The following is a 21,916-nucleotide window of genomic DNA, read 5'->3' on the forward strand; positions in this document are numbered from 1 at the left end:
GGGGCCACGCGGCGCCCTCCCCTCCGGGCGCCCGGTCTCGCTCACGTCAGTTCAGTGCGTGGCCAGGGCAGAACTCCGCGGCCGGGCACACCGGATCGCTCACACTAACCGGACCGTTCCGTGCACGGCGACGGCAGTAACGCATTCCACGAACCTTACAACTGGGCAATCCGGCGCATTTCTCGGACAATTCTCCGCGCGTACCCGCCCGCCTTGCGTACGGGTGGCCCCTTCTTGGAATGCGCTTTACTCGCAGACGTCTTCGTCGGCGGTGTTCCCGCTGAACGTCGGCGCCGGAGAATCGGCGTCACCGGGTTCGCCGGAATTCGTCGTACCGCCCGCGGAGTCCTGCCGGGAGGCCATGACCGCCACCGGCTCGTCCGTCCGCAGCCGGGTGAAGAGCTTCTCGGCGTCGGGCTGCACGAGCTGGTCGCGATTGGCGTCGCCCGCGTACGACTCCCGGGGGACGGTCAGGAATTGGACGCGTTCGGTGGGAATCCCGCGCAGGCCGCGCACAAGGTCGTACAAACCACGCAGACTCGCCAGATCCGGGTCCGTGGTGAGCGACGACGTGGCGGCGTCCAGAACGGGGTACAGCTTCACCGGATTCAGCAGGACGTCATTGCTCTGCACCTTGTTCACGAGCGCGCCCAGAAAGCGCTGCTGCCGGTCCATCCGGTCGGTGTCGCTGCCGTCGCCGAGCGACTTCCGCGCCCGCACGTAGCCGAGCGCCTGCTCCCCGTCGAGCGTCACCCGGCCCGCCGGCAGTTTCAGCTTGGCGTCCTTGTCGTCGACCGGTTTGCGCAGGCACACCTCGACGCCGTCGAGCGCGTCGACCATCTCCTTGAAACCCGCGAAGTCCACGACCACGTGGTGGTCGATCCGGATGCCGGTCAGCTTCTCCACGGTACGGATCGAGCACGCCGAACCGCCCGCCGCGAAGGCGTAGTTGAACTGCTGAAGTGCCGGTTCGGTGAGTGAGCCGTCCGGGCGGTGGCAGCCGGGGACGTCCACCATGAGGTCGCGGGGGAGGGAGACCGCGGTGACGCTGTCCCGGCCCGCGGACAGGTGCAGCAGGATCGTGGTGTCCGACCGCTCGGTGCCGGAGTCCCGCCCGTAGCGCGCGTTGCCGTCCCCGGAACGCGAGTCCGACCCGATCAGCAGGATGTTCTGCGCGCCGCGCACCTGCGAGGTGGGCCGCTCCTTCTCGTACCGGGCGAGTTCGGCCGCGGCCGCCTCGTCCGCCGTGATGTTGCCGCTCAGCTTGGCGTACACCGCCCACCCGACGCCCACCGCGCCCCCGGCCAGCGCGACGACCACAATCCCGGCGATCCCCAGCCGCCGCCTGCGCCGCCGCCGCTTCAGCCCGGCCCCGCTCGCGGACGCCCCGCGCCCCAGGTCCCCGCGGGAGGCCGCAGTACCCGCGTCATCACCCACGCCCGCCTCCGTCCACACCCGCACGCTGGTACGACCATGCCCCGTGGCCCCACGAAGCGCAGCACGCAGCTAGGCCGAACGGGGCCGGCCCTTCGCAAGTCGCGGGCGCGCACCGCGTCCCCACCCGGCTGCGGGCATGCGTGCCTCGCCCAGTGCCTGAGCGGCCTGGGTGGTACCCCCAGGGCGGCACGGGTGGGCGGTGGGGGCACCTCCCGCTCGAGCGAAGCCGAGAGTGGGGGAGGCACCCCGTCAGCGCCGGGCCGCGCCCTCACCCCGCGCCGACACCGACGCCGGACACGGGCAGGCCCCCGGTCACCGACTCGCCGGCGTCACCGCGATGCCGGGCACGGGCAGGCCCCGGTCACCGACTCGCCGGCGTCACCGCGACGCCGGTTCACTCACCCCCGGCACATACTCACCGCGCCGTCGCCGAGACCCGCTCCGCCTCGATCCGCTGATCCACCACACCCGCCCCCGCCAGCTCCAGATGCCGGCACAGCACCACCGACCCCCCACTCGCCAGCGGCCCGTACAACCCCGCGCTCAACCCCTCCCACGTGTCGTACGGCAACCCCGACAGAATCCGCGCCCCCGGCCCCGTGAGCCCCAGCCCCGACGCCTCCGCCCGAGCCCGCTCCACGACCTCCGCCCCGCTGAACTCCCGCCCGGCCACGATCAGCGCAGGCGCCTCCGGGTCCACCGGTGCGTACGGCACGAACCGGTCCCCCTGCCCCGGCACCTCCACCGCGTAATCGGCGAAGCCCTCCGGCGGTGCCGGCACGAACCGTCCCCCGAGCGGCCGCAGCGCCAGCGCGATCCGCGCGCCCGAGCACGCCCGCGCCGCCGCCAGCGACTCCGGCTCGGGCCCGCTCACGACCACGTCCGCGGCCCCCGCGTCGCCCGCCGCGTCGGCGACGGCACCCACGGACGCGCACGCCAGCAGCCACACCGCCGTCTGCCAGTGCGCGGGCAGCAGCAGCGCCACCCGGTCGCCGGGTTCGACGGACAGTTCGTCCTGGAGCAGGTTCGCGGTCTTGGCCACCCAATTGGCGAAGGTGGCCACGGACAGTTCGACGCGTTCGCCCGTGGCGTCGTCGTAGAAGGTCACCAGGGGGCGTCCCGGGTCCGCGGCGAGCGCGGAACTCAGCAGGTCGGCAGGGGTGCGGTCGGTCGCGTTCACCCGCGCAAGCGTACGCGGGCCGGGCCACGCGCATCGAGCCCGCGGTGTGCCGCACCGCCACCGGATCGGGCGAAGCCACCCTACGGCCCGTCAGATCCCAAATGGACATATTCAGATAGGTATGACCAGTATCAGGGGCATGCGTGGATTCCTAGCTTCCTCGACCGGTGTCACGTGCGCGGCGGCCCTGGCCCTCCCGCTCGCCCCGCCCGCGGCATCCGCCACCTCCTCCGCCCCACCCGTGACGAGTCCGGCCGTACGGCCCGAGGCGCACGCCCCCGGCCGCACCCAGTCGCTGCGGCTCACCCCCCTCGCACGCGACCGCGCCCCCGGCGCGGCCGAACAGGGCCTGCGCCGCCGGGACGTACGGCGGTTCTCGCTCGTCGGCGTCGTCTGGGACAGTCCGGCCACCGAACTCCACGGCCGCGTCGAGGTCCGCACCCGCGCCACCGCCACCGGCACCTGGTCCGGCTGGCAGGAGTTGGAGACCCACAACGCCGACCACGCCGCCGACCCCGGCACCCCGGAGAGCGCCTCGGGCCGGGTCCGCGGCGCCACCGCACCGCTGTGGGTGGGCGAGTCCGACGGCGTCGAGGTGCGGGTACGGGCGCAGGACGCGTCCGGTGCCGCACGGTCCGCCCCGGCCGCCGCGCCGCTCCCCACCGGTCTGCGCCTCGAACTCGTCGACCCCGGCGAGGCCGCGCCCCCGCCGGCGAACCGCGCGCGGAGCGAGGCGGAACCCTCGGTGCTCCCCGCAATCCCCGCACTCCCCGCTCGCCGCGCCCTCGCGGCGGGGCAGCGGGCCGAGCCGCATGTCGGCTCCCGTCCGGCCATCACCACGCGCCGCGGCTGGGGCGCCGACGAGAAGCTGCGCGAGAAGGGGTTCGTGTACACGAAGAAGGTCAAGACGGCCTTCGTGCACCACTCGGCCACCGGCAACAACTACCGCTGCTCGCAGGCGCCGTCGGTCATCCGCAGTATCTACCGCTACCACGTCAACAGCACCGGCTGGCGTGATCTCGGCTACAACTTCCTCGTCGACAAGTGCGGAAACATCTACGAGGGCCGCGCCGGAGGCGTGTCCAAGCCGGTGCTGGGCGCGCACACCCTGGGGTTCAACGCCAACAGCATGGGGATCGCCGTGCTGGGCACGTACAGCTCGAAGAAGCCGTCGTCGGCCGCGCTGAAGGCGATCGCCCGGCTCACCGCGTGGAAGGTCGGGCTCTACGGCATGAATCCGCGCGGGAAGACATACCTCAAGTCCGGGGGTGGCAACCTCTACCGCAAGGGCAGGAAAGTACGACTGAACGTCATCTCCGGTCATCGTGACGGCTTCGCCACGAGCTGCCCCGGCACACAGCTCTACGCCAAGCTCGGCACGGCCCGTTCGAGGGCGGCGGCGTACCAGGGGCGCTGAGGCAGGCCGCCGCGAGGCCATCGAAGGCACCACGGAACGGTCTGCATACACTGGCCCGCCGAAAGACAGTTCGGCCGGTCCCGGCAGGAAGCAGAGACGACAGGTGACAGAAGCGATCCTCCTGGTCGGCGGCAAGGGCACGCGGCTGCGCCCGCTCACGGTGAACACGCCCAAGCCCATGGTCCGGGCTGCCGGAGTGCCGTTCCTCACGCACCAGCTGGCACGGGCCAAGGCGGCCGGCGTCGAGCACATCGTGCTGGCGACGAGCTACCTGGCCGAGGTCTTCGAGCCGTACTTCGGCGACGGCTCGGCGCTGGGCCTGCACCTCGAGTACGTCACGGAGGAGGAGCCGCTCGGCACCGGCGGCGCCATCCGCAACGTGGCGTCCCGGCTGCACTCGGGACCCGACGAGCCGGTGCTGATCTTCAACGGCGACATCCTGACCGGCCTGGACATCGGCGCCCTGGTCCGCACCCACGAGACGACCGGCGCGGACGTCTCCCTGCACCTGACGCAGGTGACCGACCCGAGGGCGTACGGCCTGGTCCCCACGGACGACACGGGGCGGGTGCTCGCCTTCCTGGAGAAGCCCCAGACCCCCGAGGAGATCGTCACCGACCAGATCAACGCGGGGGCGTACGTCTTCCGCCGCTCCGTCATCGACACCATCCCGGCGGGGCGCCCGGTCTCGGTCGAGCGCGAGACCTTCCCGGAGCTGCTCGCCGCGGGCGTGCACCTCCAGGGCATGGTCGACTCCACGTACTGGCTGGACCTCGGCACCCCGGCGGCCTTCGTCCGGGGCTCGGCCGACCTGGTACTGGGCCGCGCCCCGTCCCCGGCCGTACCGGGCCGCTGCGGCGACCGCCTCGTCCTGCCGACGGCACGGGTCGCCCCCGACGCCAAGCTGTCCGGCGGCACCGTGGTCGGCGAGGGCGCCTTCGTGGCGGAGGGGGTGCGCGTCTTCGGCAGCACGATCCTGCCGGGCGCCGTCATCGAGCCGGGGGCCGTCGTCACCGACTCCCTCATCGGCGTCCGCGCCCGCGTCGGCACCCGGTCGGTCCTCACCGACACGGTCATCGGCGACGGCGCGGTCGTCGGCGCCGACAACGAACTCCGCTCCGGCGCCCGCATCTGGTGCGACGCCCACATCCCCCCGGCATCCCTCCGCTTCTCCCCGGACGCCTCGTAGCAGCGCGCCGAGAGTGGGGGAGCAGCCGAGAGTGGGGGAGGCACCCCGAAACACCGGGCCGTGCACTCACCCCGTCGGCACCCACCCCGCCCGCACCCACGCCGGGCAAGCCGCATGCACTGGGCCGGCGGACCGACGTCAGAGCCGCTCGATCCCCCGCGGAGCCATCCGCGGCGCCCGCCTCCCCGGCACCCGCCCGCTCAACAACACCAGCCGGGCCGCCCGGTGCCGCTGACCCGCGTACGGCTCCAGCAACCGCAGCATCTCCGCGTCATCCGCATACCGGTCCCCGCCCAGCGCGAACCCCACGATCCCCGGCAGATGCAGATCGCCCACCGTCACCGCGTCCGGCGCCCCATGACTGCGCTGCACGGTCTCCGCGGACGTCCACGGCCCGATCCCGGAGACGAGCTCCAGCCGTTCCCGCGCCGCCGCCGGCTCCATCCCCGACGCCTCCTCCAGCCGCGCGGCGACCCGCACGGCCCGCAGGATCGTCGACGCCCGCTTGTTGTCCACCCCGGCCAGATGCCACTCCCAGGACGGGATCAGCGCCCACGTCCGCGCCGCCGGCATCACGCACATCCGCCCGGGCGCGGGCCCCGGCGCCGGCTCCCCGAACCTCCGTACCAGCAGCCGCCACGCCTGGTACGCCTCCAGCGTCGTGACCTTCTGCTCCAGGACCGACGGGATCAGCGACTCCAGCACCAGCCCGGTCCGCGCCAGCCGCAGCCCCGGCCGCCGATGGGCGGTCACCGCCAGCAGCCGGTGCCGCGGCACGAACGCCGTCGGGTCGTCCTCGGCGCCCAGCAGCCGCGGCAACTCCTCCAGCAGCCACTCGGCCCCCGGTCCCCAGGCCTCGCCGCGTACCTCGCCACCGCGTGCGGCGACCCGCAGCGTGCCCGGTCCGGCGGGCGTCCGGCTGGCCCGCCACACCGACCCGTCCGGCATCGTCCGGAACGTCGGATCGCCCGGCCCGCGCCGCAGCGGACCGAGCACCAGCCCCAGGTCCAGCGGTCCGTCCGGCACCCACGCCCGTACCCGGCCCGGCGCGAGCGCCTGCCGGGGCACCCCGTCGCGCACGGCGGCGCGCGGGGACCGGGGAGCGAAACGTCCAGCCACGAGTGAGGTCCTTGGGCGAAGGGGGAAAAGAAGCGGGGAGAGAGAAAGGGAGAGAGATGGGAGAGGGAGAGTGAAGCCCCTACGAGGGTAGAGGGCTCACCGCACCTCGATGAACGCCTCCGCGTCCCGCTCCGGCCGGGCCTTCGGCTCCTCGGCGGGATGGCCGACCGCCACCGCCCCCATCGGGTCCCAGTCGCCCGGCAGCCCCAGCACCTCCCGCACGACGTCCCGGCAGAACATCGTCGAGGACACCCACGCGGAACCCAACCGCTCCCCGGCGAGCGCGACGAGCAGGTTCTGCACGCCCGCGCCGGTGGCGACCACGAACATCTCCCGCTCGGCCCCGTCCCGCCGCGCGTCCCCGTAGGTGTGCGAGCCGTCCATGACCAGGCACGGGACGACGAGGTAGGGCGCGTTGCGCAGCACGTCGCCGCGCCGGACGCGCTTGGCGACGGACTCCTCGCTCTTGCCGTCGCGCCGCAGGTCCGCGATCCAGGCGTCCCGCATCGCGTCGAGGAGCCGGGTGCGGGAGTCCTCGGACTCCAGGAGCACGAACCGCCACGGCGTCGTGTGGTGCGGCGCCGGCGCGGTCACCGCCGCCGCCACCGCCCGGCGTACGGCGCCGGGGTCGACCGGCTCGTCCGTGAAGGCCCGTACCGTACGCCGCTGGGTGACCGCCTGCCGGACCGCCTCCGAGGTGCCGAGGCGGAACATGTCGTCGCGCGCGTCGCGCACCATCGCCCGCGCGCCCTCGCCGTCGTCCTCGGCGACCACCTGCGGCAGCCCGCGCACGACGGCGACGGGCAGGCCGGCGGCCTTGCCCTTGACCAGGTCGCCCGCGGCGGCCAGCTCGTCCGCGGTGGCGACGACGGTGGCGCCGAGCGGATTGCCGTGCGCGTCCGTGCCGCCGCGCAGGTCGTCGAGGACGCGGATGCCCGCGGCGCCGACCGCCACGTCGGTCAGCCCGGCCCGCCAGGGGCGCCCGAACGTGTCCGTGACGACCACGCCGACGTCCACGCCCAGCGTGTCGCGGAGTCCCTCGCGGATGCCGCGCGCGGAGGCGTCGGGGTCCTCGGGGAGCAGCAGCACCGTCCCGGGCGGAGTGTTGGAGGCGTCGACGCCGGCCGCCGCCATGACCAGGCCCTGGCGGTTCTCCACGATGCGCAGCGGGCCGCGCCGGGCCACCACCCGTACGGTCTCCGCGTCGATCGCGGCCTCCCGGTCGGCGGCCTCGACGACCCGGCCCTCCGCCTTGGAGACGATCTTGGAGGTGACGAGCAGCACGTCCCCGTCGGCCAGGGCGTGCCCGGTGGCCGCGATCAGCTTGGCCAGGTCGTCGCCGGGGCGTACCTCGGGCAGGCCGGGCAGGGCCCACACCCGGTAGCCGGTGCCGCGGCCGGGGGCGTCGTCGTGTGCCTCGTCGCTCATGCCTCCCGCACCTCCTCGGCCAGTGTCAGCGCCTCCCGGGCCATCTGCGCCGTCGCGTCGAGGTCGGTCATCATCAGCGGTACGGCGCGGCAGAGGATCCCGGCGGCCTTCACGCGGGTGACGGAGTCGGCGTCGACCGTGTCGACCAGCCAGCCGTCGAGCAGACCCGAGCCGTAGTGCTCGGCGACCGCGGCGGCCGTGGACTCCACGCCGACCGCGGCGAGCACCTTGTCGGCCATCCCGCGCACGGGCGCGTCCCCGACGATGGGGGACAGGCCCACCACCGGCACCCCGGCGTCGGCGATCGCCTCGCGGATGCCGGGCACGGCGAGGATCGTGCCGACGGAGACGACCGGGTTGGAGGGCGGGAAGAGGATGACGTCCGCCTCGGCGATGGCCTCCAGGACGCCGGGGGCGGGCTTGGACTGCTCGGCGCCGACCGGCACGACCGCCTCGGCGGGCACGGAGGCGCGCAGCCGCACCCAGTACTCCTGGAAGTGGACCGCCTTGCGCTCCCCGTCCAGCTCGACCGCGACGTGCGTCTCCACGCGGTCGTCGGTCATCGGGATCAGCCGCACGCCGGGCTTCCAGCGGTCGCAGAGCGCCTCGGTCACCGCGCTGAGCGGAAAGCCCGCGGTGATCATCTGCGTCCGCACGATGTGCGTGGCGAAGTCGCGGTCGCCGAGGCCGAACCACTCGGGGCCGACGCCGTACGCCGCCAGTTCCTCCTTGAGGTGGAAGGTCTCGTCGGCCCTTCCCCAGCCCTGCTCCTCGTTGATGCCGCCGCCGAGCGTGTACATCACCGTGTCGAGGTCCGGGCAGACCTTCAGCCCGAAGAGGTGGATGTCGTCCCCGGTGTTGCCGATGACCGTGATGTCCGCGTCCGGCGCGGCCTGCTGGAGACCACGCAGGAACCGGGCACCGCCGATGCCGCCTGCCAGAACCACAATGCGCATGGCCCCAGTCTTGCAGGCGGGTACGACAGTGCGTCAGCCAGTCGTCAGCGCGCCGGTGCGGCGCCGGCGCCGGTGTCCGCGTCCTCGGCCGCGGCGGCGGCCGAGCACTGCGGGGAGTGCATGGGCATCTCGGTCAGGCCCGGGTAGTAGACGTGCAGGCTGACCGCGGGCTCCAGCGCGTCGTTGACCACCTCGTGCACGTACCCCGGCGCGAACACCCGCTGCGTACCGGCGTCCACCGCGTGCGTGCCCCGCTCGGTGTGCTCGGTGAGGGTGCCGTCCAGGACCGTCCACACACCGGAGGAGGGGCCGTGGTCGTGGCGGCCGCTGCCCTGTCCCGGGAGCCAGGACAGCAGCCAGACCTCGTACCCGGGCCCGGTGCGCAGCCGGTGGTACCAGCGTGTCGTCGCGTCGTACCGCACGAGGTGCTGCCACGCGCGGCGGTCGGCGGCCAGGGAGCGGAGGAGACCGGCGAACTCGGCGACGGTGGCCGGGTGCTCGCGCGGAGCCTGGAGGAGATGGGGAACTTCGAGGATGTCGCCCGCGATCTGGAGATCGCTGTCGCTGTTCATGGGTGCGGTGGTCCCTCGGCGGATGAGTGCGGCGGAGCGGAGCGAATGACGAAGGAACGCCCTGGTGGGGCGGGGCGGAGCAGTCGAGTCGCGTGGACTCGGGGACAGCCGGAGCGCGGTTGGCTCAACAGCTGGAACAGCGGCAACAGCTACAGCGAGCGCGGGCAGCACCGTGGGACCCGGCGGTGCGGGTCGAGGTGGGCGCCAAGTTCGCGAGCATGCCCCCAAGGACAGCGGTTCACACCAGCACTGTCAACTCGATGCCCGTTATGTGGGACATGTTTCACCTCATCCGGTTGATCGCGCTGGCGAAAGGTTTGCTCAGACGGCTTCCGGGACACATGGCGCACAAGCCGGGCGCACAACCCCCGTTGCGATCCCGTGATCCGAATGTGATCAGGTTCGCTTCGGCGCGTGTATCGGAACGGGATCGAACGCCTGGGCGTCCTTCCTGGTGCAGGTGTGAATCGGGACGGGTGTCCTGGCGGACCTCTTTGGGATGTCAAGGTTTATGGCGATTTGAACACTTACTGCATGGCCTTGGTTCCGCAGAGTGAATAAGAGGCCCAATAGCAGATCTCGGCTTGACTCGCCCGGAGCAGCACACTTGTAATTTCACTCGTGTCGTTCAGCCGGAATCGGTAACGGCTAGATCACGGGGACGCGAAAGACAGACGAGGGGCGCACATGACCGAGCTGGTGCAGCAACTGCTGGTCGACGACGCGGACGAGGAGCTCGGCTGGCAGGAGCGCGCACTGTGCGCCCAGACCGACCCCGAGTCCTTCTTCCCCGAGAAGGGCGGCTCCACCCGCGAGGCCAAGAAGGTCTGCCTCGCCTGTGAGGTCCGCTCCGAATGCCTCGAGTACGCCCTTGCCAACGACGAGCGCTTCGGCATCTGGGGCGGCCTGTCCGAGCGGGAGCGCCGCCGGCTGAAGAAGGCGGCGGTCTGACGGCGGTCCGACGGCGGTCCGAGGGTCGCGGCCCGACGGCGGTCCGACGGCCGCGGACTGACGGGGCGGCAGAAACGGCCCGAACAGCGGGAACGGCCCGTAGCCGGTGGGTTGTCCACAGGCGGCGGGCCGCCCCTGTGTCCAGCCGATAGTGTGGGCGCTCGTCCGAGACGCCCCGCCATTTCCAACAGGCACGGGCGTCCACCGCAGTCCACCGAACCGGGGCCCGTACCTCGATGTCCGTGCAGAGTCACACGGCAGCCCAGCACGATCCCGCTGCCACACCTGAGTTCCCGCGTCACGTGGTGACCGCGGTCCTCGTCGCCCATGACGGAGCCCGCTGGCTGCCCGACGCGCTCGCCGGGCTGCTCGGCCAGGAGCGCCCCGTCCAGTACGCCGTGGCCGCCGACACCGGCAGCGCCGACGACTCCTCCCGGCTGGTCGCCGAGGCCCTCGGCGACGACCGCGTGCTCCACCTCGCCCGGCGCACCGGCTTCGGCCAGGCCGTCGAGGAGGCCGCCCGCACCGTCCCGGTCCTCACCCCCGAGGACCTGCCGTACCTGAGGCGGCCCAGCGGCTGGGACCCCGTCACCCGCTCCTGGCGCGACGACGCCTACGACATGCCGGAGCTGCCCCACGGCGAACCGGTCCAGTGGCTGTGGCTGCTGCACGACGACTGCGCCCCCGAGCCCGAGGCCCTCGCCCAGCTGCTGCGCGTCGTGGACACCGAGTACGAACTCGGCCGCGACGACGTCGCCGTGGTGGGTCCCAAACTCCGCGGCTGGTACGACCGCAGGCAGTTGCTGGAGGTCGGCGTCTCCATCGCCAACTCCGGCCGCCGCTGGACCGGTCTGGACCGCCGCGAGCAGGACCAGGGCCAGCACGACCACGTCAGGACCGTGCTGTCGGTGTCCACCGCCGGCATGCTGATCCGGCGCGACGTCTTCGAACGGCTCGGCGGATTCGACCGCCGGCTGCCCCTGATGCGCGACGACGTCGACCTGTGCTGGCGCGCCCACGCCGCCGGACTGCGCGTCCTCGTCGCCCCGGAGGCGGTCGTCCGCCACGCCGAGGCGGCCTCGCGCGAGCGCCGCGCCGTGGACTGCGCGGGCCGCACCACCGCCTCACCGCACAAGGTGGACAAGGCCGGCGCCGTCCACACCCTCCTCGTCAACGTCCGCACCGCCGCCCTGCCCTGGGTGCTGCTGCGCGTCGTCCTCGGCACGCTGCTGCGGACCGTCGCCTACCTCGTCGGCAAGGTGCCCGGCCAGGCCCTCGACGAGATCCGGGGCCTGCTGGGCGTCCTGCTGCGACCCGAGCGGATCGTCGCGGGCCGACGCGAACGCGGTCGCCCGCAGGTCGAGAAGGACGAACTGCGGCCCCTGTTCCCGCCCCCGGGCGCGACCGTCCGGGCCACCGTCGAGCAGGTCGCGGGCGACCTCTTCGGCAGCGCCGACGCCGAGGCCGCCGGGGGCGCAGGTCGGCACGGCGGGGGCATCGAGTCCGGACCGGGCGGCGACGACGCCGACTTCCTGGAGATCGAGCAGTTCGCCCGCCTCAAGCGCATCGCCCGCAAACCCGGCCCGGTGCTCTTCCTGGTGCTGCTGCTCGTCTCGCTGGCCGCCTGCCGCGCGCTCCTCGGCGGCGGCGCCCTGGCGGGCGGCGCGCTGCTGCCGGCACCGTCCGGCGCGGGCGAGCTGTGGTCGCGGTACGCGGACGCCTGGCACACCGTCGGCACCGGCGGTACCGCCTCCGCGCCGCCCTATCTCGCGATCGTCGCCACGTTCGCCTCCGTGCTGCTCGGCTCCACCGGACTCGCCGTCACCCTGCTGCTGGTCTGCTCCGTGCCCCTGGCGGGCGCCACCGCGTACTTCGCCTCCCGCCCGCTGGTCCCGTCCCGGCTGCTGCGCGCCTGGGCCGCCGTCGCCTACGCCTTCCTGCCCGCCGCCACCGGCGCGCTCGCCGGCGGCCGCATCGGCACCGCCGTCCTCGCCGTACTGCTGCCGCTCGTCGCACGCGCGGGCGTCGCGGCGTCCGGCCTGACGAGCTCCTCCGGCGCCCGCGGCAGCTGGCGCGCCACCTGGGCGTACGCCCTGCTGCTGACGATCACCACCGCCTTCACGCCCGTCGTGTGGCCCGTCGCGCTCGTCCTCGGCATCGGCGTCCTCGCCCTGCGGCGCGGCGAGATCACGGCGTACGGGCCGCGCTTCGTCGCCCAGCTCGGCACCCCGCTGCTGCTGCTCGCCCCCTGGTCGCTGTCGCTGCTGCCGTTCGGTTTCTTCGACGAGGCCGGACTCGAGTACGGCTCTTCGGCCGCCTCCGCCCTCGACCTGCTCGGCGCCAGCCCCGGCGGACCCGGCACGGTGGGCGGGCTGTTCCTCGTCGGCGTCGTCCTGGCCGCGCTGGCCGCCCTGCTGCGCTCCGAGCGGCAGGCGGCCGTCCGGACGGCCTGGGCCGTCGCCCTGGTGGCCCTGGTCTTCGCGGTCCTGTCCAACCGCTCCGCCTGGGCCGGGCCCGCCACCCTCGTGTACGGCATCGCCCTGCTGTCCGCCGCGACCCTCGGCGCCGACGGGGCCCGCTTCCGGGTCGCCGAGCAGAGCTTCGGCTGGCGCCAGCCCGTCGCCGCCCTGATCGCCCTCGCCTCGGCCCTCGGCCCGCTGATCGCCGCCGCCGGCTGGGTGTTCGGCGGCGCCGACGGCCCCGTGGAGCGGCGCGACCCCGTCCAGGTGCCCGCGTTCGTCGCCGAGGAGAGCCACACCCGCGACCAGGCCCGCACCCTCGTCCTCGACAGCGACTCCGCCGCGCACGTGGGCTACATGCTGGTCCGCGGCTCCGGCGCCCGCCTCGGCGACGGCGAACTGGCCTCCGGGGACGGCGGGAACAGCACCCTCGACAAGGTCGTCGCCAACCTCGTGGCAGGTTCCGGCGCCGACCAGGCCGACCAGCTGGGCGGGTTCGCCGTGCGCTACGTGCTCGTGCACAAGGGCGCACCCCGCGAGGTCACCCGTGTCCTGGACGCCACGCCCGGACTGAGCAGGCTCAGCCAGCAGGACGGCAGCGGACTGTGGCGGGTGGACCAGGAGGTCGCGCGCGCGACCGTCGTGTCCGGCGACACGTCCGGTGCCGGCACGTCCGGTGGCGGCGAGCCCGAGCCCGTGGCGGCCGGACCCGTGGAGATCCACACCGACATCAAGGCGGGCGCCGAGGGCCGTGTGCTGCGCCTCGCCGACACCGCCGCCGAGGGCTGGACGGCCACCCTGGACGGCAAGCCGCTGACGCGCACCACGGTCGACGGCTGGGCGCAGGGCTTCGAACTCCCCGCCTCCGGCGGACGGCTGGACGTCACCTACGACGCCCCGTTCACCCACACGGCCTGGCTGTGGGCCCAGGGACTCCTCGGTGTGGTCCTGGTCGTCCTCGCCCTGCCCGGCAGGCGCCGCGACGTCGACGACGACCTGCCCGACGAACCGCTCGTCGCCGCCCAGCCCGTGGAGGGCGAAGGACGCCGGGCGCGGCGACTGCGGGCCCAGGCCGAGGCCGAGGCGGAGGCCGCCGCCGGGACGGACGCACCGGCGGAGCCGGGCCCCGAGACCGCGGGAGACGCCGCCGAGGTGCCCGCGCCGCCCACGGCACCCCCGGTGCCGGTCCCGCAGCAGCCGGCGTACGGAGAATGGGACGCGCCGGCGCCCACCGGCGCCGAGTACGGCTCCTACGACGGCGGCTACGGCGGCGAGCAGTACCAGGGCGGCCAGCAGTACCAGGGCGCCCAGGAGTACCAGGACGCCCAGCAGTACGACTCGGGCGCGTACGGACAGCAGCCGTACCAGGCGGCGGACCCGTACCAGCCGGACGCGTACCAGGGCGGTCACGGCGGCCAGGGCGCGCAGTACGGGGCCGGCCAGTACGACCCCTACGCCTACGGCGATCCGGCACAGGCTCAGGAGGGCGGCTACGACCCCGCCTTCGGCCAGGCGTACGGCCAGGGCGGATACGACACGCCGTACGACCCTTCCCAGCCCCAGCAGCCCCACGGCACGGGCAGTGAGCGTCCCGACGGGAGCCAGCAGTGAAGCGCACGACCCTGTCCCTGATCGCCTGTGCGACGGCGCTCGCCGCAGTCACCGGTTTCGCGGCGGTGTCCGCCCCCGACGGCTCCGGCACGGACACCGCGGCACCGGCCGCCCGGCTGCCCGTGGAGCGCACCAGCCTGCTGTGTCCCGCGCCCAGCACCTCCGACCTCGCCGAGACCGCGTACACGTCCTTCACCCCCGTCACGAAGGGCGCGGACGAGAAGGGCGACGCGCAACTCACGACGGCGGAGACGGCCGCCGACGGCGGCAAGGACGAGAAGGACGGCAAGGACGGCAAGGACGACAAGGACGAGAAGCCGGTCGTCCAGCCCAAGGCGCCCGGCACACCCGCCGCCGGGGAGACCACCGGCGCCGACACCCCCGCGCTGATCGGCACCGCCGAGGGCGGCACCGCGCCGGGCTGGACGGTCCAGCAGACCACCGAGGTCGCCGCCGGGACGGGCCGCGGGTTGCAGGGCGTCAACTGCACCGCCCCGGACACGGAGTTCTGGTTCCCGGGCGCCAGCACGGTGACCGGCCGCACGGACTACGTGCACCTGACCAACCCCGACGACTCGGCGGCCGTCGTCGACATCGAGCTGTACGGCAAGGACGGTGCCCTCAAGTCCACGGTGGGGGAGGGGGTCACGGTGCCGCCGCACACCAGCGAGTCCCTCCTGCTGTCCACGCTCAGCGAGGTGAAGGAGACCGACCTGACCGTGCACGTCGGTGTGCGCAGCGGACGGGTCGGCGCCGCGGTGCAGGCCCTGGACGACAAGACCGGCGGCGACTGGCTGACCGCGGCCGCGGACCCGGCGAGCGAGCTGGTGCTGCCGGGCATCCCGAAGGACGCCACCGCCGTACGCCTGGTGCTGTTCACGCCCGGCGGCACCGACGCCGACCTGAAGGTGCGGCTCGCCTCGCCGTCCGGCCTGATCACGCCCGCCGGGCACGAGACGGTGCACGTCAAGGCCGGTATGACGACCGGCGTCGACCTCGGCGAGGTCACGCGCGGCGAGGCGGGTTCACTGGTGCTGACGCCGACAGACGGAGCCGTACCGGTCGTGGCCGCGGTCCGGGTCGTGCGGGGCAAGGGCGACGAGCAGGAGTCGGCGTTCGTCCCGGCCTCCGACCCGGTCGGGGCGCGCGCGACGGTCGCGGACAACCGTGCCAAGAGCACGACCCTGGCCCTGTCCGCGCCCGGCGAGGCCGCGAAGGTCAAGGTCACCGCGTCGGCGGGCACCGAAGGCGGCACGCCTGCGACCAAGACGTACACGATCAAGGCCGGCACCACCCAGAACGTCGACGCGCCGGTGCCCGCCGGACTCAAGGGCTCCTACGCGCTGACCGTCGAGACCGTCTCGGGCGGCCCGGTCCACGCGTCCCGCATCCTGACGGGTTCGGACGACGACGTGGCGGCCTTCACCGTCCAGACCCTCCCCGACGACCGGGGCATGGTCTCGGTGCCGAACGCGGACGAGGACCTGACGGTGCTGCAGAAGTAGCGCAGGGGCGGCGCGGGAGGAGCGGCGGCGGGCCCGGCCCCCGCCGCTCAGTCCTCCCCGTACCGCGGATCCACCGTCTCCGGCGTCAGCCCCAGCAGCTCCGCGACCTGTTCGACGACGACCTCGTGCACCAGCAGCGCGCGCTCGTCCCGCCCCTTGGTCCGGATCTCCACCGGCCGCCGGTACACCACGACCCGCCCACGCCGCCCGTCCCGCGAGGGCACCGTGCCCCCGAGCGGGACCGCCTCGTCGTTCCACGCCTCCCCGGCCGCGGGCGCGCGCGGCACGTCGAGGACGAGGAAGTCGATGTCGGCGAGCTGCGGCCACCGCCGCTCCAGGCGCTCCACGGAGTCCTGCACCAGGTCCGCGAACACCTCGCCACGGCTCGCGGCGAGCGGCACCTGCGGGGGCGCGACCGGACCGCGCATGCCCCGACCGTGGCGATCACGACGGCGGGGTCCTGGGCGGCCGGCATCACGGGGCGTCACGGGGTTGTCCATCACTGGTGAAGGGTAGTCCCCGCCGAGGCGGCGTGCCCGACCGCGGGCGCACCGCGGGCGGCGTGGCGGCGCCCCGCTCCACTTGTCGCCGGATGACCATTCCAGCCAAGGTTGGGCTCGATTCCGTATCCCTCCGCGACCGCGCAACTCAAGGCAAATGTCGTTGTTTGTATCGGGTCATGACCGCCTCCCGCGTCGCGCGGGCCCCTCCGGACCGGCGTCCGCGCAGGTCAAAGGGGCCTGTTCTACAAGGCCCTTAGGCCGTTTCACGCCACGACACGGGGGTGTGACCTGGTGGAGAGTCGTCGCGGCCCGCTCAAGAGTGCGGTACCGTCCAACATCGTGAGCCCTGTACGTCGCTGTTCGCGCACCGCCTGCGGCCGTCCCGCCGTCGCGACGCTGACGTACGTCTACGCCGACTCGACCGCGGTCCTCGGCCCGCTCGCCACCTACGCCGAACCCCACTGCTACGACCTGTGCGCCGAGCACTCCGAGCGCCTCACCGCCCCCCGCGGCTGGGAGGTCGTCCGCCTGCTCGACGGTTCCGCCCCGGCCCGCCCCAGCGGCGACGACCTGGAGGCGCTCGCCAACGCGGTGCGCGAGGCGGCCCGGCCCCAGGAGCGGGCGGCCGAGGCCGGGGGAGCACGGACGGCGGACCCCATGGAGGTCGCGCGCCGCGGCCACCTGCGCGTGCTGCGCTCGCCGGACAACTGAGTCCCGTCCGAGGGGTTCTCGCCCGTCACGCGTCGTGTCCCCGGTCACATCCGTTGCTGCACACCCATTGACGCCTCGTTGTCGCGGACACGACCATTCCGGAAGCCGCGAGAAATCGCTTTCGCATGGCGGAATCCGGGGAGGCGTGCGTGTACGTGCAGGAGCTGGAACCCGTCGCCGGTTCACTCGGCCTGTCGGCCCTGGTGGCGGCCCTGCCACTGGTGATCGTCCTCGTCCTGCTGGGCGGCGTCCGCATGAAGGCGCACCTCGCGGGCCTCATCGGCCTCCTCGCCGCCGTACTGGTCGCCTGGCTCGCCTACGGCATGCCGCTGGACCAGACGGCCTCCAGCGCCGTCCAGGGAGCGGTTTTCGGCCTCTTCCCCATCCTGTGGATCGTCGTGAACGCCCTGTGGGTCTACCGGATGACCGTCCGCACCCGGCACTTCGACATCCTGCGCCGCTCCTTCGGCCGGCTGTCCGACGACCCCCGCATCCAGGCCCTCGTCGTCGCCTTCTGCTTCGGCGCCCTCCTGGAGGCCCTCGCCGGGTTCGGGGCGCCCGTCGCGATCTGCTCGGTCATGCTCGTCGCCCTCGGCTTCGACCCCGTGCGCGCCGCCGTGGTGTCCCTGGTCGCCAACACCGCGCCGGTCGCCTTCGGCGCGATGGGCACCCCGGTGGTGACGCTGGCCCAGGTCACCGGGCTGCCCCTGGACGACGTCGCCTCCGTCGTGGGCCGCCAGACGCCGCTGCTGGCCCTCGTCGTACCGGTGCTGCTCGTCGCCCTGGTGGACGGGCGGCGCGGACTGCGCGAGACCTGGATTCCCGCGCTGGCCTGCGGGGTCGCCTTCGCCGTCGCCCAGTTCGTCGCCTCCAACTACATCTCCGCCCAGCTCGCCGACATCGCCGCCGCCCTGGTCGGCGCCGGCGCGCTGGTCGCCGTACCGCACTCCCGCAGGCCCGCCGCCGAGCCGGTACGGGCGTCCGTACTGACCGGCGTACGCAGCGAGGAACTCGACGAGGAGGACTCCGCCCGGGAGGTGGTGCGCGCCTACGCGCCGTACGCGCTGATCGTCGCCGTCTTCTCCGTGGCGCAGATCCCGGCGGTCAAGGACTGGCTGGCCAAGGCCACGCAGTCCTACGACTGGCCGTTCCTGGACGTGCTCGACCCCGAGGGCAAGCCGGTCGGCGGCAACGTCTTCTCCTGGCCGATCGTCTCCACCGGCGGCACGCTCGTGCTGTTCGCCGGGCTGGCCACGGCCGTGGTCCTCGGCGTGCACGCGCGCGTGGCGGTCAAGGAGTGGCTCGCGACCGTGCACGAACTGCGCTTCGCGATCCTCACCGTCACCTCGGTCCTCGCGCTCGCCTACGTCATGAACCTCTCCGGGCAGGCCGCCACCATCGGTTACTTCGTCGCCGCGGCCGGTGCCGGACTCGCCTTCCTCTCCCCGGTGCTCGGCTGGTTCGGCGTCGCCGTCTCCGGCTCCGACACCTCGGCCAACGCCCTCTTCGGCGCCCTCCAGGTGACCGCCGCGCGGGAGTCCGGCCTCTCGCCCGAACTGCTGGCCGCCGCCAACAGCTCCGGCGGCGTCCTCGGCAAGATGATCTCCCCGCAGAACCTCACCATCGCCTGCGCCGCCGTCGGACTCGCGGGGCGCGAGGGAGACCTGCTGCGCAAAGTGCTGCCGTGGAGCCTCGGCCTGCTGCTGGTCATGTGCCTGATCGTGGTCGGCCAGTCCACCGCGGTCCTGGGCTGGATGCTGCCCTGACGCTGTCTGACCTCCGGGAACCTTCCGGGCGGCCCGTCGGTCCCTACGGGTAGTTTGTGGGCTCCGACAGGACTTTCAGGAAGGTTGGCCGTGGCTGCTGATCTGTCGCAGATCGTGAAGGCGTACGACGTGCGCGGTGTCGTCCCGGACCAGTGGGACGAGTCGCTGGCCGAGCTGTTCGGCGCGGCCTTCGTCGAGCTGACCGGCGCGGGCGCCGTCGTGGTCGGCCACGACATGCGGCCCTCGTCTCCGGGCCTGTCCGGTGCCTTCGCGCGCGGCGCGGCGGCCCGCGGCGCCGACGTGACCGAGATCGGCCTGTGCTCCACCGACCAGCTGTACTACGCCTCCGGCGCACTCGACCTGCCGGGCGCCATGTTCACGGCCTCGCACAACCCCGCGCGGTACAACGGCATCAAGCTGTGCCGCGCGGGCGCCGCCCCGGTCGGCCAGGACACCGGTCTCGCCGAGATCCGCGCCCTGGTGGAGCGCTGGAGCGAGGCGGGCGCCCCCGAGCCGGCCGCCCGTCCCGGCACCGTGACCCGGCGCGACACCCTCGACGACTACGCGGCCCACCTGCGCTCCCTGGTCGACCTCACCGGCATCCGGCCCCTCAAGGTCGTCGTCGACGCGGGCAACGGCATGGGCGGCCACACCGTCCCCACGGTCTTCGCCGGCCTGCCCCTCGACCTGGTGCCGATGTACTTCGAACTGGACGGCACCTTCCCCAACCACGAGGCCAACCCGCTCGACCCGGCCAACCTCGTCGACCTCCAGCGGCGCGTCCGTGAGGAGGACGCCGACCTCGGCCTCGCCTTCGACGGGGACGCCGACCGCTGCTTCGTCGTCGACCAGGACGGCGAGCCGGTCTCTCCGTCCGCCGTCACCGCCCTGGTGGCCGCCCGCGAACTGGCCCGCAACGGCGGCAGGGGCACCGTCATCCACAACCTGATCACCTCCTGGTCCGTCCCCGAGGTCGTCCGGGAGAACGGCGGCACCCCGGAACGCACGCGCGTGGGCCACTCCTTCATCAAGGCCGAGATGGCCAGGACCGGCGCCATCTTCGGCGGCGAGCACTCCGCGCACTACTACTTCCGGGACTTCTGGAACGCCGACACCGGCATGCTGGCCGCCCTCCACGTCCTCGCCGCCCTCGGCGAGCAGGACGGCCCGCTGTCCGCCCTGGTCGCCGCCTACGACCGCTACACCGGCTCCGGCGAGATCAACTCCACCGTCGACGACCAGCAGGCCCGCCTCGCCGCGATCCGGGCCGCGTACGAGGGCCGCGACGACGTCACCGTGGACGACCTCGACGGCCTCACCGTCACCTCGGCCGACTGGTGGTTCAACGTCCGCCCCTCCAACACCGAGCCGCTGCTCCGCCTCAACGCGGAGGCCCGCGACGAGGCGACGATGACGAAGGTGCGCGACGAAGCCTTGGCGATCATCCGCGCCTAGCCGCCGACGGGCAGCCGTGCCGCCCCCCCCCCCCGCCGCTGCGGGCAGTCGTGCCGCTGGGGCGATGGGGGTGCCCCCGCTCGAGCGAAGCCGAGAGCGGGGGAGGGTGGGCGCGGCGGCACACCCCGCAAGCGCCGGGCCGCGCGGCCGTCTCCCCAGCACCGACGCCGGGTTCAAGGTGGGCCACCCGCACGGGCCCCGCCCCGGCGGTACCCTGACCAGCACATCCACACACGCCCCCACCGCCCCCGAAGGGAACCCCCATGCCGCTCGAAGCCGGCCTCCTGGAGATCCTCGCCTGCCCGGCCTGCCACGCCCCCCTCAAGGAGCAGGACGCGGAACTGATCTGCACCGGCCAGGACTGCGGCCTGGCCTACCCGGTGCGCGACGGCATCCCCGTCCTCCTCGTCGACGAGGCCCGCCGCCCCGAGTAACCGCCGCCCAGGCCACCGGCAACCCGGCGACGACCCCGCGCACCCGCGCATCCGAACGAACGCCCCGGCGATCGGAGACCTGCCGCCATGCTCGACGAATCGCTCCTCGACGCCCCGGAGCGCCTCACCGAGGCCGACCGCCGCGGCCTGCTCCGCGGCGCCGCCGAGGCCGGTGCCCGCGTCCGCACCGCCGCCCGGCACGCCGCCGAGGCCGGCGTCGGCAACCTCAAGCCGGACGGCCGCCCCCGCGCCGTACTGATCGCGGGGCCCGGCGCCGCCGCCACCCACGCCGCCGACCTCCTCGGCACCCTCGCCGGGGCGGGCAGCCCCGTCACCCGCCTCGCCCCCACCGGCGTCGCCCCCGCGGCGGGCGCCCTGCGCTGGGAACTGCCCGGCTGGGCCGGCTCCGTGGACCTCCTGCTGATCGCCACCCCCGACGGCGCCGAGCCGGGCCTGTCCCTGCTCGCCGAACAGGCCTACCGCCGGGGCTGCACGGTCGTCGCCGTCGCCCCCGCGGGCTCCCCGCTCAACGACGCGGTGAGCGCCTCCCGGGGCCTGTTCATCCCGATGGCGACCGCCCCCTACGACCACGACGAGCCCCTCGCCGGTGCCGCCCCCGGCGTCCTGTGGGCGCTGCTCACCCCCCTCCTCGCGCTGCTGGACCGCACCGGCCTGCTGGAGGCGCCGCCCGAGGCCGTCGCCAAGGTCGCCGACCGGCTCGACCGCGTCGCGGAACGCTGCGGGCCCGCCATCGTGACCTACAGCAACCCCGCCAAGACCCTGGCGTCCGAGCTGGCCGAATCCCTCCCCGTCGTCTGGACCGAGGGCACCTCCGCCGGACCCGCCGGCCGCCGCTTCGCCGCCGCCCTCGCCGAACTGTCCGGCACCCCCGCGGTCGTCGCCGACCTGCCCGAGGCGCTCGCCGCGCACAGCGCCCTGCTCGCCGGCCGCCTCGCCGCCGGCGCCGACCCCGACGACTTCTTCCGCGACCGCGTCGAGGAGCCGGCCGCCCTGCACGCGCGCGTGGTACTCCTTCGCGACCGCCCCATCGGCGGCCTCACCGCCGCCCCCAACGCCCGTGACCTGGCCCTCGGCCACGACACGCCGATCAGCGAGCTGGAGCCGGAGGAGGGCGGCGAACTCGAGACCCTCGCCGAACTGATCGCCATCACGGATTTCGCCGCCGTCTACCTGGCGCTCGCCTCGGGGGCCTGACCCCGGCG

17 protein-coding genes are annotated in these 21,916 nt (G+C 73.9%); 10 read left to right on the forward strand and 7 right to left on the reverse strand.

The annotated features are described in order from the left end of the window. Positions 1-246: 246 nt before the first annotated feature. Together B9W62_RS23325 and B9W62_RS23330 are read right to left on the reverse strand one after the other, a co-directional pair. The gene (locus tag B9W62_RS23325) at positions 247-1,437 is read right to left on the reverse strand and encodes an LCP family protein (RefSeq protein WP_087808996.1); all 1,191 of its coding nucleotides are present in this window, start codon (positions 1,435-1,437) and stop codon (positions 247-249) included. 415 nt (positions 1,438-1,852) lie between these two features. Continuing rightward, positions 1,853-2,617 carry a TIGR03089 family protein gene (locus tag B9W62_RS23330; RefSeq protein ID WP_087808997.1) on the reverse strand — a complete coding sequence of 255 codons (765 nt, stop codon included), beginning with the start codon at positions 2,615-2,617 and terminating at the stop codon, positions 1,853-1,855. A gap of 139 nt (positions 2,618-2,756) precedes the next feature. Between B9W62_RS23330 and B9W62_RS23335 the strand changes: the two genes are divergently transcribed. Further along, positions 2,757-4,034 carry a peptidoglycan recognition protein family protein gene (locus B9W62_RS23335; RefSeq protein ID WP_087808998.1) on the forward strand — a complete coding sequence of 426 codons (1,278 nt, stop codon included), beginning with the start codon at positions 2,757-2,759 and terminating at the stop codon, positions 4,032-4,034. 103 nt (positions 4,035-4,137) lie between these two features. Next, complete coding sequence (locus tag B9W62_RS23340; protein ID WP_087808999.1) at positions 4,138-5,223, forward strand: mannose-1-phosphate guanylyltransferase; 1,086 nt, start codon at positions 4,138-4,140, stop codon at positions 5,221-5,223. A gap of 138 nt (positions 5,224-5,361) precedes the next feature. On the opposite strand, the gene B9W62_RS23345 is transcribed toward B9W62_RS23340, so the two are convergent. The 4 genes from B9W62_RS23345 to B9W62_RS23360 all read right to left on the reverse strand — a co-directional run bounded on the left by B9W62_RS23345 (position 5,362) and on the right by B9W62_RS23360 (position 9,298). Further along, positions 5,362-6,342, reverse strand: coding sequence for a DNA-3-methyladenine glycosylase family protein (locus tag B9W62_RS23345; RefSeq protein WP_087809000.1), 981 nt, complete (start codon positions 6,340-6,342; stop codon positions 5,362-5,364). A 96-nt stretch (positions 6,343-6,438) separates the two neighbouring features. Further along, the gene (locus B9W62_RS23350; protein ID WP_087809001.1) at positions 6,439-7,770 is read right to left on the reverse strand and encodes a coenzyme F420-0:L-glutamate ligase; all 1,332 of its coding nucleotides are present in this window, start codon (positions 7,768-7,770) and stop codon (positions 6,439-6,441) included. Next, positions 7,767-8,726 carry a 2-phospho-L-lactate transferase gene (cofD, locus tag B9W62_RS23355; protein WP_087809002.1) on the reverse strand — a complete coding sequence of 320 codons (960 nt, stop codon included), beginning with the start codon at positions 8,724-8,726 and terminating at the stop codon, positions 7,767-7,769. The genes B9W62_RS23350 and cofD overlap by 4 nt, the downstream gene beginning before the upstream one ends. Positions 8,727-8,770: 44 nt before the next feature. Next, positions 8,771-9,298 (reverse strand): cysteine dioxygenase, encoded by a 528-nt coding sequence (locus tag B9W62_RS23360; RefSeq protein ID WP_087809003.1) that lies wholly within the window; start codon positions 9,296-9,298, stop codon positions 8,771-8,773. 687 nt (positions 9,299-9,985) lie between these two features. Here B9W62_RS23360 and B9W62_RS23370 point away from each other — a divergent pair. The 3 genes from B9W62_RS23370 to B9W62_RS23380 all read left to right on the forward strand — a co-directional run bounded on the left by B9W62_RS23370 (position 9,986) and on the right by B9W62_RS23380 (position 15,824). Beyond that, positions 9,986-10,249: a WhiB family transcriptional regulator gene (locus tag B9W62_RS23370; RefSeq protein WP_003975777.1), complete on the forward strand. Its 264-nt coding sequence runs from the start codon at positions 9,986-9,988 to the stop codon at positions 10,247-10,249. Positions 10,250-10,485: 236 nt separating this feature from the next. Next, positions 10,486-14,319 carry a glycosyltransferase family 2 protein gene (locus B9W62_RS23375; RefSeq protein WP_087809004.1) on the forward strand — a complete coding sequence of 1,278 codons (3,834 nt, stop codon included), beginning with the start codon at positions 10,486-10,488 and terminating at the stop codon, positions 14,317-14,319. Next, entirely contained in the window at positions 14,316-15,824 is a 1,509-nt protein-coding gene (locus tag B9W62_RS23380) for a DUF5719 family protein (protein ID WP_087809005.1), read from the forward strand. Before B9W62_RS23375 ends, B9W62_RS23380 begins: the two co-directional genes overlap by 4 nt. A gap of 47 nt (positions 15,825-15,871) precedes the next feature. Here B9W62_RS23380 and B9W62_RS23385 read toward each other — a convergent pair whose 3' ends face one another. Then, a complete protein-coding gene (locus B9W62_RS23385) occupies positions 15,872-16,324 on the reverse strand; it encodes a metallopeptidase family protein (RefSeq protein WP_179236088.1) in 453 nt (150 codons plus the stop codon). A gap of 294 nt (positions 16,325-16,618) precedes the next feature. Here B9W62_RS23385 and B9W62_RS23390 point away from each other — a divergent pair, with 294 nt between their 5' ends. The 5 genes from B9W62_RS23390 (at position 16,619) to B9W62_RS23415 (ending at position 21,908) form a co-directional block, all read left to right on the forward strand. Beyond that, positions 16,619-17,038, forward strand: a complete 420-nt coding sequence (locus B9W62_RS23390; RefSeq protein ID WP_052843574.1) for a DUF3499 domain-containing protein — start codon at positions 16,619-16,621, stop codon at positions 17,036-17,038. A gap of 149 nt (positions 17,039-17,187) precedes the next feature. Beyond that, a complete protein-coding gene (locus B9W62_RS23395) occupies positions 17,188-18,804 on the forward strand; it encodes an L-lactate permease (protein WP_087812054.1) in 1,617 nt (538 codons plus the stop codon). A gap of 90 nt (positions 18,805-18,894) precedes the next feature. Next, positions 18,895-20,259 carry a phosphomannomutase/phosphoglucomutase gene (locus tag B9W62_RS23400; protein WP_087809006.1) on the forward strand — a complete coding sequence of 455 codons (1,365 nt, stop codon included), beginning with the start codon at positions 18,895-18,897 and terminating at the stop codon, positions 20,257-20,259. Between the two features lie 263 nt (positions 20,260-20,522). After that, on the forward strand, positions 20,523-20,693 hold the full coding sequence (locus tag B9W62_RS23410) for a Trm112 family protein (protein WP_007450268.1): 171 nt from the start codon (positions 20,523-20,525) through the stop codon (positions 20,691-20,693). Positions 20,694-20,780: 87 nt separating this feature from the next. Then, complete coding sequence (locus B9W62_RS23415) at positions 20,781-21,908, forward strand: SIS domain-containing protein (protein WP_087809008.1); 1,128 nt, start codon at positions 20,781-20,783, stop codon at positions 21,906-21,908. Positions 21,909-21,916: the final 8 nt, after the last annotated feature.

Source organism: Streptomyces sp. CS113 (assembly GCF_002188365.1).
Lineage (GTDB): Bacteria > Actinomycetota > Actinomycetes > Streptomycetales > Streptomycetaceae > Streptomyces > Streptomyces tendae.